The 12,613-nt window shown below is 50.1% G+C and carries 15 protein-coding genes; 6 read left to right on the top strand and 9 right to left on the bottom strand.

Going from position 1 to position 12,613, the window contains the following annotated elements; genetic code table 11:
- Positions 1 to 19: 19 nt before the first annotated feature.
- The 3 genes from rfaP to rfaQ are packed head-to-tail and all read right to left on the bottom strand — an operon-like array spanning position 20 to position 3,001.
- The gene (gene rfaP, locus OGY83_RS13585) at positions 20 to 820 is read right to left on the bottom strand and encodes a lipopolysaccharide core heptose(I) kinase RfaP (protein ID WP_079939691.1); all 801 of its coding nucleotides are present in this window, start codon (positions 818 to 820) and stop codon (positions 20 to 22) included.
- On the bottom strand, positions 813 to 1,937 hold the full coding sequence (locus tag OGY83_RS13580; protein ID WP_079939692.1) for a glycosyltransferase family 4 protein: 1,125 nt from the start codon (positions 1,935 to 1,937) through the stop codon (positions 813 to 815). The genes rfaP and OGY83_RS13580 overlap by 8 nt, the downstream gene beginning before the upstream one ends.
- A complete protein-coding gene (gene rfaQ / locus OGY83_RS13575) occupies positions 1,934 to 3,001 on the bottom strand; it encodes a lipopolysaccharide core heptosyltransferase RfaQ (protein WP_286636072.1) in 1,068 nt (355 codons plus the stop codon). The genes OGY83_RS13580 and rfaQ overlap by 4 nt, the downstream gene beginning before the upstream one ends.
- 408 nt (positions 3,002 to 3,409) lie before the next feature.
- On the opposite strand from rfaQ, the gene waaA reads away from it, so the two are divergent.
- Entirely contained in the window at positions 3,410 to 4,687 is a 1,278-nt protein-coding gene (gene waaA / locus OGY83_RS13570; protein ID WP_003827291.1) for a lipid IV(A) 3-deoxy-D-manno-octulosonic acid transferase, read from the top strand.
- Between the two features lie 8 nt (positions 4,688 to 4,695).
- On the top strand, positions 4,696 to 5,175 hold the full coding sequence (gene coaD / locus OGY83_RS13565) for a pantetheine-phosphate adenylyltransferase (RefSeq protein WP_003024099.1): 480 nt from the start codon (positions 4,696 to 4,698) through the stop codon (positions 5,173 to 5,175).
- 38 nt (positions 5,176 to 5,213) lie between these two features.
- Here the strand turns inward: coaD and mutM are convergent, their stop codons facing one another.
- From mutM to radC, 4 genes are all read right to left on the bottom strand, one after another.
- A complete protein-coding gene (gene mutM, locus OGY83_RS13560) occupies positions 5,214 to 6,023 on the bottom strand; it encodes a bifunctional DNA-formamidopyrimidine glycosylase/DNA-(apurinic or apyrimidinic site) lyase (protein ID WP_286636071.1) in 810 nt (269 codons plus the stop codon).
- Positions 6,024 to 6,121: 98 nt separating this feature from the next.
- Positions 6,122 to 6,289: a 50S ribosomal protein L33 gene (gene rpmG, locus OGY83_RS13555; protein WP_003024094.1), complete on the bottom strand. Its 168-nt coding sequence runs from the start codon at positions 6,287 to 6,289 to the stop codon at positions 6,122 to 6,124.
- Between the two features lie 20 nt (positions 6,290 to 6,309).
- Positions 6,310 to 6,546 carry a 50S ribosomal protein L28 gene (gene rpmB / locus OGY83_RS13550; protein ID WP_003024071.1) on the bottom strand — a complete coding sequence of 79 codons (237 nt, stop codon included), beginning with the start codon at positions 6,544 to 6,546 and terminating at the stop codon, positions 6,310 to 6,312.
- Between the two features lie 276 nt (positions 6,547 to 6,822).
- Positions 6,823 to 7,488 carry a RadC family protein gene (radC, locus tag OGY83_RS13545; protein ID WP_286636069.1) on the bottom strand — a complete coding sequence of 222 codons (666 nt, stop codon included), beginning with the start codon at positions 7,486 to 7,488 and terminating at the stop codon, positions 6,823 to 6,825.
- A gap of 171 nt (positions 7,489 to 7,659) precedes the next feature.
- On the opposite strand from radC, the gene coaBC reads away from it, so the two are divergent.
- The 3 genes from coaBC to slmA all read left to right on the top strand — a co-directional run bounded on the left by coaBC (position 7,660) and on the right by slmA (position 10,029).
- Entirely contained in the window at positions 7,660 to 8,880 is a 1,221-nt protein-coding gene (gene coaBC, locus OGY83_RS13540; RefSeq protein WP_095533115.1) for a bifunctional phosphopantothenoylcysteine decarboxylase/phosphopantothenate--cysteine ligase CoaBC, read from the top strand.
- Positions 8,858 to 9,316: a dUTP diphosphatase gene (dut, locus tag OGY83_RS13535; RefSeq protein ID WP_003827259.1), complete on the top strand. Its 459-nt coding sequence runs from the start codon at positions 8,858 to 8,860 to the stop codon at positions 9,314 to 9,316. Before coaBC ends, dut begins: the two co-directional genes overlap by 23 nt.
- Before the next feature lie 116 nt (positions 9,317 to 9,432).
- Entirely contained in the window at positions 9,433 to 10,029 is a 597-nt protein-coding gene (gene slmA, locus OGY83_RS13530) for a nucleoid occlusion factor SlmA (RefSeq protein ID WP_003024060.1), read from the top strand.
- 82 nt (positions 10,030 to 10,111) lie between these two features.
- Here slmA and pyrE read toward each other — a convergent pair whose 3' ends face one another.
- The gene (pyrE, locus tag OGY83_RS13525) at positions 10,112 to 10,753 is read right to left on the bottom strand and encodes an orotate phosphoribosyltransferase (protein ID WP_194212524.1); all 642 of its coding nucleotides are present in this window, start codon (positions 10,751 to 10,753) and stop codon (positions 10,112 to 10,114) included.
- A 65-nt stretch (positions 10,754 to 10,818) separates the two neighbouring features.
- Positions 10,819 to 11,535 carry a ribonuclease PH gene (gene rph, locus OGY83_RS13520; protein WP_079939700.1) on the bottom strand — a complete coding sequence of 239 codons (717 nt, stop codon included), beginning with the start codon at positions 11,533 to 11,535 and terminating at the stop codon, positions 10,819 to 10,821.
- Between the two features lie 125 nt (positions 11,536 to 11,660).
- On the opposite strand from rph, the gene OGY83_RS13515 reads away from it, so the two are divergent.
- On the top strand, positions 11,661 to 12,524 hold the full coding sequence (locus OGY83_RS13515) for a YicC/YloC family endoribonuclease (protein WP_114681570.1): 864 nt from the start codon (positions 11,661 to 11,663) through the stop codon (positions 12,522 to 12,524).
- Positions 12,525 to 12,613: the final 89 nt, after the last annotated feature.

The raw sequence follows: 12,613 nt of genomic DNA, 5'->3' as shown, positions 1-12,613 counted from the left end.
ATATTTTTTACAGCTAAAATCACAATGATTTGCGAATTGTTCTTTCGCGAATAACTTTGGCTTTTCCTTCAACCTGTTCAATGAACACACTCTCGTTCTTAATAATATCTTTCAGGCTACGATTGAAATATACTTTTAAAAATCTATAATAATCTCTGGTCGTCAATCCAATATTGTCGGATGAAAAATAAAGCCCGGTAAGATCCTTATTACGCCAACGTAAAGGCACTTTATTTCTAATTTGTGCCCGATGCAGATCGATCACCGAAATTTTTAGACTATCTTCATTTTTATCATCAAATGGAAGATGAAGTAAGAAATGGCAAATATAACAATCACGATGGTTAACACCGCCAAGATGCATCGCGCGAACCATATCGGCTACACGTTGAATCAGCATTCTTTTTACGTGCGGATGCGGGGGTTCAACACACCAATTCGCACAATAATCTTCCAGGCTAATAGTTGGCGTTAAATCTTCGGTAATGATAAAAGAGGTTTTCTTTACCGGATTCCAACCAGTTTCGCCAAATGCAACGCCTTGCATCGTATCAACGCCTAAGGAGGCTAAACGGTGTATGGCATTCCACTCACGGTCAGCACCCAGTACCGGCATACGAAGTGACAGTAGATTTTTAATGACTTCTTTATAAGTGGTACCTCTGTGCCACTTCAAAAAATAGCTCTTATCAGCAACGCTAAAACGAAGTGTGCGACGGGTTTCTAGTTCCCGAAAGACCTCACCCTGAAGCTTTCTAACCTCGATGAATGGGTCTTTTCCCTTCCACAATGTGGCAAAGGGTTCATTTAACTCAACCATGCAATTCACCTGTAATAATATCCGCTACATGTTCTGGCAAACTATAAAGATCCTGCGTATCCGCATAATGCCGCGCATTTTTCGCCCACTTTTCACGAAGAGAACTATCCGCCAGGACCTTATGCAAATCGTCATCAAGCACATGTTGCTCAAAAGGCTCACTCAATACAACACCGCATCCTGCCGCCGCTACGTGAGGTGCGTACCCGCAGACCTCCGTCACGAGCACAGGCAAACCCGCCGCGATAGCTTCAACCAGTACAATTCCCGCAGCTTCCTGCTTCGCCGGATGTAATAACACGTCCGCGGCCGCCATCAGATGTGCAACATCATCACGCCCAGCAAAGAAATGGACGTTCTCTTTCACACCCATTCTTTCTGCCTGCGCAGCGAATGCGCGAGGTTTATCCTGACCAACAACAAAGAGCTGGGTTTGACGACGGATAGCCTCAGGCAGTGCGGCGACAGCGGCAATTGAGCGGCCGACCCCTTTTCGTGAAAAATCAGAACCAACCTGCAACAATAAGAAGTGATCCGGAGTGATGCCGTTGGCTTCACGGTAGCGTTCACGGCTACCGGGGGCCTGACTACTGTATTTTCTATCGGGATAGATGCCGGGCGGAAGAAGCTGAAAGCGATTGTCTTCCGTATGATAATACATTTTAAAATCAAGAATTTGTTTTGTAGTCAGCATCAGCAACTTTGTCTTCACCCCTGGTTTAAAGACAGCTTGCTCAAAGGCTGCGTAGTGACGGTATCGCGCCGTTAAGCGATACAAGAACCCCTTTTCTTTCGCTACCTTCGCCGCATAACACACATCCGCTGCGTAGTAATAATCCAGCCCCGGCATTTTGTTAAAACCCAGGACGCGGTCTGCCGGGTACTGAGTTAAATGCTGCTGAACCCACGTCTGATACTGTTTATCTCGTCCATGGTTGGAATGTGCGGTAACCGGGACATCAACGCACTCAAATTCCGCCGGACGCTCCCCTTGCCAGGCTCGTGTATAGACCCGGACATGATGCCCGCGCGCCGCGATCGTTTTAGCGATACGCATAAAGTCACGCTGTAGCCCACCATAGGGAAAATATTTGTACAGACAGAGGGCAACAATCATTGTGCATTCACCTCAACTTCTGGCGCGGCGCCATTGAGCACTTGCCAGGCGGCGTTAATGACATCTTCCGCAGGGATCACTGACGGATATTTATAACTACGGTCCAGCCGCTCTCTTGGCGGTACTGGCTGATAGTTTCCAGCCCAAAGCAACGTGACATTTTCCGCCCATGGTCGCCACGCGATATGATCCGTCGCGCCAAACAAACAAATGATAGGGGTCTTCACCGCTGCGGAAATATGCATAGGCGCGGAGTCAACACCGATAAACAACGCCGCATGATCAATGAGAGCAGCCAATTCAGGAAACGTCGTTTTACCCGCAAGCGCGGTGACGGGAGATAATTTGCATCCCTCAGCAATATCATGGATACATTCCTGGTCTTCCTTCCCAGGTCCAGAGGTCAGCACAACCGGATAACCTTGTTCCTGTAAGGCATCAATAACCTCGCAAAATTTCTCGTTATCCCAGCATTTAAAGATCTGACGTGCGGTTGGCTGAATAACCACATAGCGCTCACCCACGTTGAGCTGTTTTAGCTGTTTATGGATATTTTTCCAATGGGAAGGAGCGTAGTGCATGGACAGTTCGTGATTGAGTGTTTTAAGCCCAAGTGGATTCAGAATCGACAGGTTACGCTCGACGATATGGTCGCCAGTAATCGGCACAAGATGCGTAAAGCTCTTCTGCCAGAAAGGCTTCTGACGGTGCAGGAAATCAGGGGAAAGTTTTGTATCAGCGGACAAAAAACGGACCAATAGTGCAACCAGCCACTGATCGGTCAAGTTGATTACTAAATCATATTGGTTTTGGCGTAATTTTTTTATTAATGAAATGAAATTAGCGATTTTATTTTTTGTCGTGGTGTTTTTCTTACTGATTCCATATAGCGCATTAATTTCCGGATTTTCAGATAAAATCGGCTTTGTGTCTTCGTAAAGGAGCACATCGATTTTGGCATCAGGATAGTTACGTTTTAATGTACTGATGACGGGGGTTGTCAGTAGCATATCTCCATGAAAACGCATTTTAATGACCAGGATATTTCTGAATAACTTTTCCACAAGCGGCTCTTTTGTTGAGAGTGTCCGATACCGTTAAGCAAAAAAAAGCACGCTACCGCCCCAGGCTCAACAGTTGCCTGATTACTGATATCGCACTTAAATTTTGCGCGCTAGTGTACCACTTCTTTAGCGGCAATCCGATACGAATAAAAGTTAAGCACATTTTTCTTTTCGTCTTTCCAATCAATTCCTTAGCGCAAATTAATGTCAACTTTAAAACCAATTTTGTTATCCTCTCTAGCCCCTGACTTTAATTTCAAAGAGTTACGCCAGAATGTAACTTAATGGTCTATCACACGTCAGATTGACCACTTTAGCGTCTAATTGGTCCCTGAATGGCAAAAGTAATAGCAAAGCACCGGGTAAATACATAGAATCCACAGCACATCCATTAGCCAGCTAACGCCCATGCTTGAGTTGCTTTACACCACATTGCTCTATCTTATTCAGCCTTTGATCTGGATACGGCTTTGGGTGCGCGGACGTAAGGCTCCGGCCTACCGTAAACGCTGGGGCGAACGTTACGGCTTTTATCGCCGCCCGCTAAAACCCGGCGGCATCATGCTTCATTCGGTTTCTGTGGGCGAAACGCTGGCTGCAATCCCATTAGTTCGCGCTCTGCGACATCGTTATCCCGACTTGCCGATCACGGTCACCACCATGACGCCAACCGGTTCTGAGCGGGTACAATCTGCTTTTGGCACTGACGTTCAGCATATTTATCTGCCTTACGATTTACCGGATGCCCTGAACCGTTTTCTGAATAAAGTTGACCCCAAACTGGTGTTAATTATGGAAACCGAGCTGTGGCCAAATCTGATCGCGGCACTCCATAAGCGCCACATCCCTCTGGTCATTGCTAACGCACGTCTTTCTGCTCGTTCAGCCGCTGGTTATGCGAAGTTAGGTAAATTTGTTGGCCGACTACTGCGTCGAATTACGTTGATTGCCGCACAAAACGAAGAAGATGGCGCACGTTTTATTACGCTTGGCGCCAGAAGCAATCAGGTCACCGTTACCGGCAGCCTGAAGTTTGATATATCCGTCACGCCACAACTGGCCGCAAAAGCGGTGACATTACGTCGTCAATGGGCGCCTCACCGCCCGGTATGGATTGCAACAAGCACCCACGACGGCGAAGAAAGCATCATCATTGCCGCCCATCAGGCATTATTAAATCAGTTCCCCAATCTCTTGCTGATTTTGGTTCCCAGACATCCAGAACGGTTCCCGGATGCCATTAACCTCGTACGCCAGGCTGGGCTAAGCTATACCACTCGTTCTTCAGGTGAAGTTCCGTCATCAGGTACTCAGGTTGTGATCGGCGATACCATGGGTGAGCTGATGTTGCTGTATGGCATTGCCGACCTTGCTTTTGTCGGCGGTTCACTGGTTGAACGTGGGGGACACAACCCGCTGGAAGCGGCTGCGCATGCTATTCCGGTGTTGATGGGACCACATACGTTTAATTTTAAAGATATTTGCGCCCGTCTCGAACAGGCAAGCGGATTGATCACCGTCACCGACGCAACTACGCTGGTGAAAGAGGTCTCTTCTTTACTGACCGATGCAGATTATCGTAATTTTTATGGCCGTCACGCAGTTGAAGTTCTGTATCAAAATCAGGGCGCGCTACAGCGTCTGCTGCAACTGCTGGAACCTTACCTGCCACCCAAAACGCATTGAGGCAAGTCATGCAAAAACGGGCGATTTATCCAGGAACCTTTGATCCTATTACTAACGGCCACCTCGATATCGTGACGCGTGCGACAAGCATGTTTGATCACGTGATTCTGGCGATAGCCGCAAGTCCCAGTAAAAAGCCAATGTTTACTCTGGAAGAGCGTGTTGAGCTGGCGCAACAGGCAACGGCGCACCTGGGTAATGTGGAAGTGCTGGGATTCAGCGATCTGATGGCAAACTTTGCCCGTGATAATCAGGCTAATATTCTGATCCGTGGACTGCGCGCGGTAGCCGATTTTGAATATGAAATGCAGCTGGCCCATATGAACCGCCACCTCATGCCACAGCTTGAAAGCGTTTTTCTGATGCCATCTAAAGAGTGGTCATTTATCTCATCGTCACTGGTGAAAGAAGTTGCCCGCCACCAGGGTGACGTGACGCACTTTTTGCCGGAAAACGTCCATCAGGCGTTAATGAGTAAACTGAAGTAATGCACCTGGCCGGATGCAGCATCCGGCCAGCTATGAAACTATTTCTGACAGCGACGGCAATAGAACGTTGTACGCTGGGCGTGTTTTGTCGCAACAATAGGTGTACCACACGCGCGGCAAGGTTCACCTTCTCTACCATAGACCTGCAGCTCCTGGGCAAAATAGCCAGGCTTACCGTCACTTTGCAGAAAGTCCTTCAGCGTCGTTCCGCCCTGCTCGATAGAGCGCAGCAACACCGCCTTGATAACGCGTACCAGCAATTCACACTCATCTTTCGACAATGATGACGCCTGGCGGTCAGGATGAATCCCAGCCGCATATAGCGACTCGCTGGCGTAGATATTACCCACACCCACCACCAGCTTGTTATCCATCAGCCAGGGTTTAATCGCCGTTTTCTTCTTCGCACATTTCTGCTGTAGATAACCAGCGTTGAAATCATCGCTCAGCGGCTCAGGGCCAAGATGGGCGAGGACATTATGTCCATCCAGCTCTTTAGTCCACAGCCAGGCGCCAAAGCGACGGGGATCGGTATAACGCAGAACTTTGCCGTTGCTCATCACTAAGTCAACGTGGTCGTGCTTGTCTGCCGGAAGCTCTTCAGGAAGAATACGCAAGCTACCCGACATCCCCAGATGAATGATTATCCAGCCATCCGCCAGTTCCAGCAGCAGGTATTTCGCCCGCCGCTGTACGCTGAGGACAGGTTGATCACTCAGACGATAGATTTCCTCAGATACTGGCCAACGCAAACGACCGTTACGCACCGTCGCGTGCATAATCGCTGCCCCCACCAGATGCGGCTCAATACCACGGCGGCTGGTTTCGACTTCAGGTAATTCAGGCATAGTATCTCCGGCGGTATGTCAGGTCTCATTAATATGGGGACGGCCAGAAAACAAAAAACCCCGCCGAGGCAGGGTTTTTCTTTACATCAAAACGAAAATTATTTGATTTTCGCTTCTTTGTATAAAACGTGCTGACGAACAACTGGATCGAACTTTTTCAGTTCCAGTTTTTCCGGCTTAGTACGTTTGTTCTTCGTAGTGGTATAGAAGTGACCAGTACCAGCAGAAGAAACCAGCTTGATTTTCTCACGAATACCTTTAGCCATGATTTATTTCCTCTTAGTACTTAGTACTTTTCGCCACGGGCACGCAGTTCAGACAGAACTGTTTCGATGCCTTTCTTATCAATAACACGCATACCTTTAGCAGATACACGCAGGGTGACAAAACGCTTCTCGCTCTCAACCCAAAAACGGTGAGAGTGCAGGTTAGGCAGGAAACGGCGTTTAGTCGCGTTCAGTGCGTGGGAACGGTTGTTACCGGTCACCGGACGCTTGCCAGTAACTTGGCAGACTCGGGACATGTCTATTCTCCAAAAATCAAATTAGCTCGAGCTTCGTATGGGGTATTGGCGCCTCGTCAGGCTTCTCAGCCCGGTTATCGCAGTTCAATACACTTAATCTTTCAATGTTGCCTCGTCATTGGACGCAACAAGAATGATTTTGCGTATTTGCGAACTCTCGATTGCCAGGCCCAAATGCCAAACCCGAGATTCTCAAAGGTGGCGTAGTATACGCTGAGTCAGCGATGTGCTCAAGTCCCGAACAGACAAAGATCCCGATGGATCGCGTAAAGTGCGTTAAATCCAACCGCGTTCCGCAAAAGAAACGTACTCTCCGCGCCCAATGACCAGATGATCAAGCACCCGGATATCCATGAACTGACAGCATTTCACAACACGCTCGGTGATGAGTTTATCTGCTTTACTCGGCTCTGCACACCCCGAAGGGTGATTATGCGCAAGGATCACCGCAGAAGCATTCATTTTTATCGCTTCCCGGACAATTTCTCTCGGATGCACCTCGACATGGCTAAGCGTACCGGAAAAAAGTTTGCTGTGTTTAATCACGCGATGTTGAGAATCCATAAAGATCACCAGAAAGATCTCGCGTTCCTCTTGCGAGAGCTGGCTTTGCAGAAATTCACGCGCCATTTCCGGACTAAGTAGAGCACGCTCCTCTATCACTCGCACGTTGTAGTAGCGTCTTGCCAGCTCCGCAATACCCTTCAACTGTGCGTACTTCGCGATACCGATTCCCTGAACATAGCTAAAATCCATGTAATCAGCAGACAACAGGCCATACAGCGACTCAAAATGCTGAAGCATCTCTTTCGCCAGCGTAAGCACATCTTTACCCTGAATGCCGGTACGTAAAAAAAGAGCCAGAAGCTCAACATCGGTCAGAGAACTGGCCCCCTGTGCCAACAGCTTTTCCCGGGGCATCATACTTCCTGTATTTTCCATGCTTCTCTCTCCTCTCGCGTCCGCATAGTGGCATAACACCGACGGTGAATCGACGCGCTGTTTTCACTTCTTCGTAGCGCCTCGCAAAGTGGAGTACGGTCAAAAGCACGACAAATTGCGGATTGTGATAAAATATCCGCCTTCTGGTGAAACCCAACAGGAAAGATCATGATGAGCCTGGCCGGTAAAAAAATCGTACTTGGCGTCAGTGGCGGTATTGCTGCGTACAAAACCCCTGAGCTGGTGCGTCGTTTACGGGAACGCGGCGCTGACGTCCGCGTGGCGATGACCGAAGCGGCAAAAGCATTTATTACTCCCCTGAGTTTACAGGCGGTTTCAGGTTATCCCGTTTCCGACAGCCTGCTTGACCCCGCAGCCGAAGCCGCGATGGGCCACATTGAGTTGGGAAAATGGGCCGATTTGGTCATCCTGGCGCCCGCTACAGCAGACCTGATTGCTCGTGTTGCCGCAGGTATGGCCAACGACCTGGTGTCAACGATTTGTCTGGCAACGCCTGCTCCTGTTGCTGTACTGCCAGCCATGAACCAGCAGATGTATCGCGCTGCCGCGACCCAGCACAATCTGGGTATTCTTGCCTCACGCGGTTTGCTCATTTGGGGCCCTGACAGCGGTAGCCAGGCATGTGGTGATATCGGCCCTGGACGTATGCTGGATCCGTTAACGATTGTGGATATGGCGGCAGAACATTTTTCACCTGTCAACGATCTGCAACATCTCAACATCATGATTACGGCGGGTCCGACGCGTGAACCGCTTGATCCCGTGCGTTATATTTCCAACCACAGTTCCGGAAAGATGGGGTTTGCGATCGCGGCTGCTGCCGCAAAGCGCGGGGCAAACGTCACACTGGTATCGGGTCCGGTTTCATTATCCACGCCACCATTTGTTCAGCGGGTTGATGTGATGACCGCGCTGGAAATGGAAGCCGCTGTGCAATCTGCGGTTCAACAACAGCATATTTTTATCGGCTGCGCTGCAGTCGCTGATTATCGCGCTGAAACTGTCGCCCACGAAAAAATAAAAAAACAAGCGACGCAGGGTGATGAATTAACAGTAAAAATGGTAAAAAATCCGGACATTATCGCCGGTGTTGCCGCACTGGATGCTAACCGTCCTTTTGTCGTTGGGTTTGCCGCCGAAACAAATAATGTGGAAGAATATGCCCGGCAAAAACGCATCCGCAAAAACCTTGATGTGATCTGTGCGAACGATGTTTCGCTGTCAACTCAAGGATTTAACAGCGATAGCAACGCATTACACCTTTTTTGGCAGGATGGAGACAAAGTCTTACCGCTTGAGCGTAAAGAACTCCTGGGCCAATTATTACTCGACGAGATCGTGACCCGTTATGATGAAAAAAATCGACGTTAAGATTCTGGACCCGCGCGTAGGGCAACAATTTCCGCTCCCAACGTACGCCACTTCTGGTTCTGCCGGACTTGACCTGCGTGCTTGTCTTGATGACGCCGTAGAACTGGCGCCGGGCGCAACAACGCTGGTGCCAACCGGGTTAGCTATCCACATTGCCGATCCTTCTCTGGCAGCGGTGATGCTCCCACGCTCCGGGCTGGGCCATAAGCACGGTATCGTGCTGGGCAATCTGGTTGGTTTGATTGATTCCGACTACCAGGGCCAACTGATGGTGTCCGTCTGGAACCGTGGTCAGGACAGCTTCACTATTGAGCCGGGCGAACGTATCGCGCAGATGGTATTTGTACCGGTAGTGCAGGCTGAATTTAATCTGGTGGAAGAGTTTGAAGCCACCGATCGTGGCGAAGGTGGCTTCGGCCATTCCGGGCGCAAGTAACCCGCAGAAAAGTATCCCATAGCGTAATAACGCAATAACACACCGCAAACTGTTGTTTGCGGTCGCTGTGTGGATGCCTGCCTGGCAAGAGCTTATTTTCAGGGGTATTTTGTAACATGGTAGAAAAGCAAACTGCGAAAAGGAATCGTCGCGAAGAAATACTTCAGTCTCTGGCACTGATGCTTGAGTCCAGCGATGGTAGCCAACGCATCACCACAGCAAAGCTGGCAGCCTCAGTTGGCGTATCCGAAGCGGCATTGTATCGCCATTTCCCCAGCAAGACCCGTATGTTCGATAGCCTGATTGAGTTTATCGAAGATAGTCTGATTACGCGTATCAATTTGATTTTGAAAGATGAAAAGGACACCAGCGCGCGTCTGCGTCTGATCGTTCTGCTGATTTTAGGATTTGGTGAGCGTAATCCTGGCCTGACGCGAATTCTGACCGGACACGCGTTGATGTTCGAACAAGACCGTCTGCAAGGTCGCATTAACCAACTTTTTGAGCGTATTGAAGCGCAGCTGCGCCAGGTTCTGCGAGAAAAAAGAATGCGTGAAGGTGAAGGCTACACCGTGGATGAAACGCTGCTGGCCAGCCAGTTACTGGCTTTCTGCGAAGGTATGCTGTCCCGGTTTGTACGTAGCGAATTTAAATACCGTCCAACGGATGATTTTGACACCCGCTGGCCGTTGGTTGCCGCTCAATTGCAGTAGCGATTTCGTCTTGTCCGGCCTACGTAAACCGTAGGCCCGGTAAGTGCGTAGGCCGGATCAGCGCAGTGCCATCCGGCAGTTCTTATACGCCGTATGCTTCGCGATAGGCTCGTACTGCCGACAGGTGCTCCGCCATCTCCGGTTTCTCTTCCAGATACGCAATCAGGTCTTTCAGGGTGATAATAGAGATCACTTTGCAACCATAATCACGTTCCACTTCCTGAATAGCGGAAATCTCGCCGCGACCGCGTTCCTGGCGATCGAGAGAAATCAATACCCCCGCCAGAGTGGCGCCATTCGCCTGAATAATTTCCATCGACTCACGAATAGCCGTACCTGCGGTGATAACATCATCCACCAGCATCACGCGCCCCTCTAGTGCGCTACCGACCAGATTGCCGCCTTCACCGTGGGTCTTCGCCTCTTTACGGTTAAAACAGTAGGGCAAATCTTTATCGTGGTGTTCCGCCAGCGCAACGGCCGTTGTGGTCGCAATCGGAATACCTTTGTACGCAGGGCCAAACAACAAATCGAACTCAATACCGGAATCCACCAGCGCTTCGGCATAAAAACGGCCTAACAGTGCCAGGTCGCGCCCGGTATTAAACAGCCCGGCGTTGAAGAAATAGGGGCTTTTGCGCCCGGATTTCAGCGTAAATTCGCCAAACTTTAGTACCTGCTTGTTAAGCGCAAACTCAATAAACTGGCGCTGATACGGTTTCATGGATTCGCTCCTCATCTCACTTTATTACAGACAAAAAAAAGGCGACTCATCAGTCGCCTTTAAAATCAATTTTCTAACGCCGCCTTCTGCGTCGCTACAATGGATTCGATTCCCCCTCGGGCCAATGCCAGTAGGGTGAGAAGTTCTTCATGGCTGAACGGCTCGCCTTCCGCCGTGCCCTGTACCTCAATAATGCGGCCGTCTTCAGTCATCACCACGTTCATATCGGTTTCTGCGGCAGAGTCTTCAACGTACTCAAGATCACAGAGCGCTTCACCGTTCACAATGCCCACGGAAACCGCCGCAACCATCCCTTTCATCGGGTTAGCTTTCAGTTTACCGCTCGCCACCAGTTTGTTCAGTGCGTCAGCCAAAGCGACACAAGCACCGGTAATGGATGCGGTGCGCGTACCGCCATCGGCCTGAATAACATCGCAGTCCAGCGTAATCGTGAATTCGCCGAGCGTCTTCAGGTCAACAGCTGCGCGCAACGCGCGGGCGATCAGACGCTGGATTTCCATGGTACGACCGCCCTGCTTACCTTTCGCCGCTTCACGGGCGTTACGGGTATGCGTGGCGCGTGGCAGCATGCCATATTCTGCGGTGATCCAGCCCTGGCCCTGGCCTTTCAGAAAACGCGGTACACCTTCATCAATAGAGGCGGTACACAGCACTTTGGTATCACCAAATTCGACCAGCACGGAGCCTTCAGCGTGTTTTGTATAATTACGGGTCAGGGTGACGGGACGCACCTGATTGGCACTACGACCTGCTGGACGCATGATAAAATCTCCGGCTTGAAACGAATGTGGCTGCGCATTATACGGACTTCCGATTGTTATTCCTATCCTGACAAGACGTGGATGGCTATAATCCTCCCATCTCATCTTTAAAAACAGGAACGTCTATGATCCGCAGCATGACCGCCTACGCCCGGCGTGAAATCAAGGGTGAATGGGGTAGCGCCACCTGGGAAATGCGCTCGGTAAACCAGCGTTATCTGGAAACTTATTTTCGCCTGCCGGAGCAGTTCCGTAGCCTCGAACCCGTTGTTCGCGAACGTATCCGCACGCGTCTGACGCGCGGTAAAGTCGAATGTACGCTGCGTTTTGAGCCTGATGCCAGCGCGCAGGGCGAGCTGATTCTGAATGAAAAGCTCGCTAAACAGCTCGTTAGCGCTGCTAACTGGGTCAAAATGCAAAGCGATGAAGGTGAAATCAACCCGGTTGATATCCTGCGCTGGCCAGGCGTAATGGCTGCCCAGGAACAGGATCTGGACGCCATTGCCGCCGAAATCCTCGCCGCACTTGATGGTACGCTGGATGACTTCATTGTTGCGCGCGAAACAGAAGGTCAGGCGCTGAAAGCGCTGATCGAGCAGCGCCTGGAAGGCGTCAGCACTGAAGTCACTAAAGTGCGTGCACATATGCCGGAAATCCTGCAATGGCAGCGCGAGCGTCTGGTAGCCAAACTGGAAGACGCCCAGGTGCAGCTGGAAAATAACCGCCTTGAGCAAGAGCTGGTGCTGATGGCGCAGCGCATCGATGTGGCAGAAGAGTTAGATCGTCTGGAAGCCCACGTCAAAGAAACCTACAACATCCTGAAGAAAAAAGAGGCCGTTGGCCGTCGTCTGGACTTCATGATGCAGGAATTCAACCGTGAGTCGAACACTCTGGCATCGAAGTCTATCAATGCCGAAGTGACGAATTCCGCGATTGAACTGAAGGTATTGATCGAGCAAATGCGCGAGCAGATTCAGAATATCGAGTAATTTTGCGTACCATGCCTATGCTATCGTAAAGCACAGGATAGCCTGCTAAATGCGGGCTATCCCTACCGTCAATAAGTGCTGATTGATAT

This window comes from Citrobacter sp. Cpo090 (assembly GCF_030332665.1).
GTDB lineage: Bacteria > Pseudomonadota > Gammaproteobacteria > Enterobacterales > Enterobacteriaceae > Citrobacter > Citrobacter portucalensis.
This window is presented reverse-complemented; position numbering and strand designations above follow the sequence as displayed.

Bases quoted from the DNA above. Each gene is read 5' to 3' on its own strand.
- rfaP (WP_079939691.1), bottom strand. From the start codon at position 820: ATGGTTGAGTTAAATGAACCCTTTGCCACATTGTGGAAGGGAAAAGAC.
- OGY83_RS13580 (WP_079939692.1), bottom strand. From the start codon at position 1,937: ATGATTGTTGCCCTCTGTCTGTACAAATATTTTCCCTATGGTGGGCTA.
- waaA (WP_003827291.1), top strand. From the start codon at position 3,410: ATGCTTGAGTTGCTTTACACCACATTGCTCTATCTTATTCAGCCTTTG.
- coaD (WP_003024099.1), top strand. From the start codon at position 4,696: ATGCAAAAACGGGCGATTTATCCAGGAACCTTTGATCCTATTACTAAC.
- mutM (WP_286636071.1), bottom strand. From the start codon at position 6,023: ATGCCTGAATTACCTGAAGTCGAAACCAGCCGCCGTGGTATTGAGCCG.
- rpmG (WP_003024094.1), bottom strand. From the start codon at position 6,289: ATGGCTAAAGGTATTCGTGAGAAAATCAAGCTGGTTTCTTCTGCTGGT.
- rpmB (WP_003024071.1), bottom strand. From the start codon at position 6,546: ATGTCCCGAGTCTGCCAAGTTACTGGCAAGCGTCCGGTGACCGGTAAC.
- radC (WP_286636069.1), bottom strand. From the start codon at position 7,488: ATGGAAAATACAGGAAGTATGATGCCCCGGGAAAAGCTGTTGGCACAG.
- coaBC (WP_095533115.1), top strand. From the start codon at position 7,660: ATGAGCCTGGCCGGTAAAAAAATCGTACTTGGCGTCAGTGGCGGTATT.
- dut (WP_003827259.1), top strand. From the start codon at position 8,858: ATGATGAAAAAAATCGACGTTAAGATTCTGGACCCGCGCGTAGGGCAA.
- slmA (WP_003024060.1), top strand. From the start codon at position 9,433: ATGGTAGAAAAGCAAACTGCGAAAAGGAATCGTCGCGAAGAAATACTT.
- pyrE (WP_194212524.1), bottom strand. From the start codon at position 10,753: ATGAAACCGTATCAGCGCCAGTTTATTGAGTTTGCGCTTAACAAGCAG.
- rph (WP_079939700.1), bottom strand. From the start codon at position 11,535: ATGCGTCCAGCAGGTCGTAGTGCCAATCAGGTGCGTCCCGTCACCCTG.
- OGY83_RS13515 (WP_114681570.1), top strand. From the start codon at position 11,661: ATGATCCGCAGCATGACCGCCTACGCCCGGCGTGAAATCAAGGGTGAA.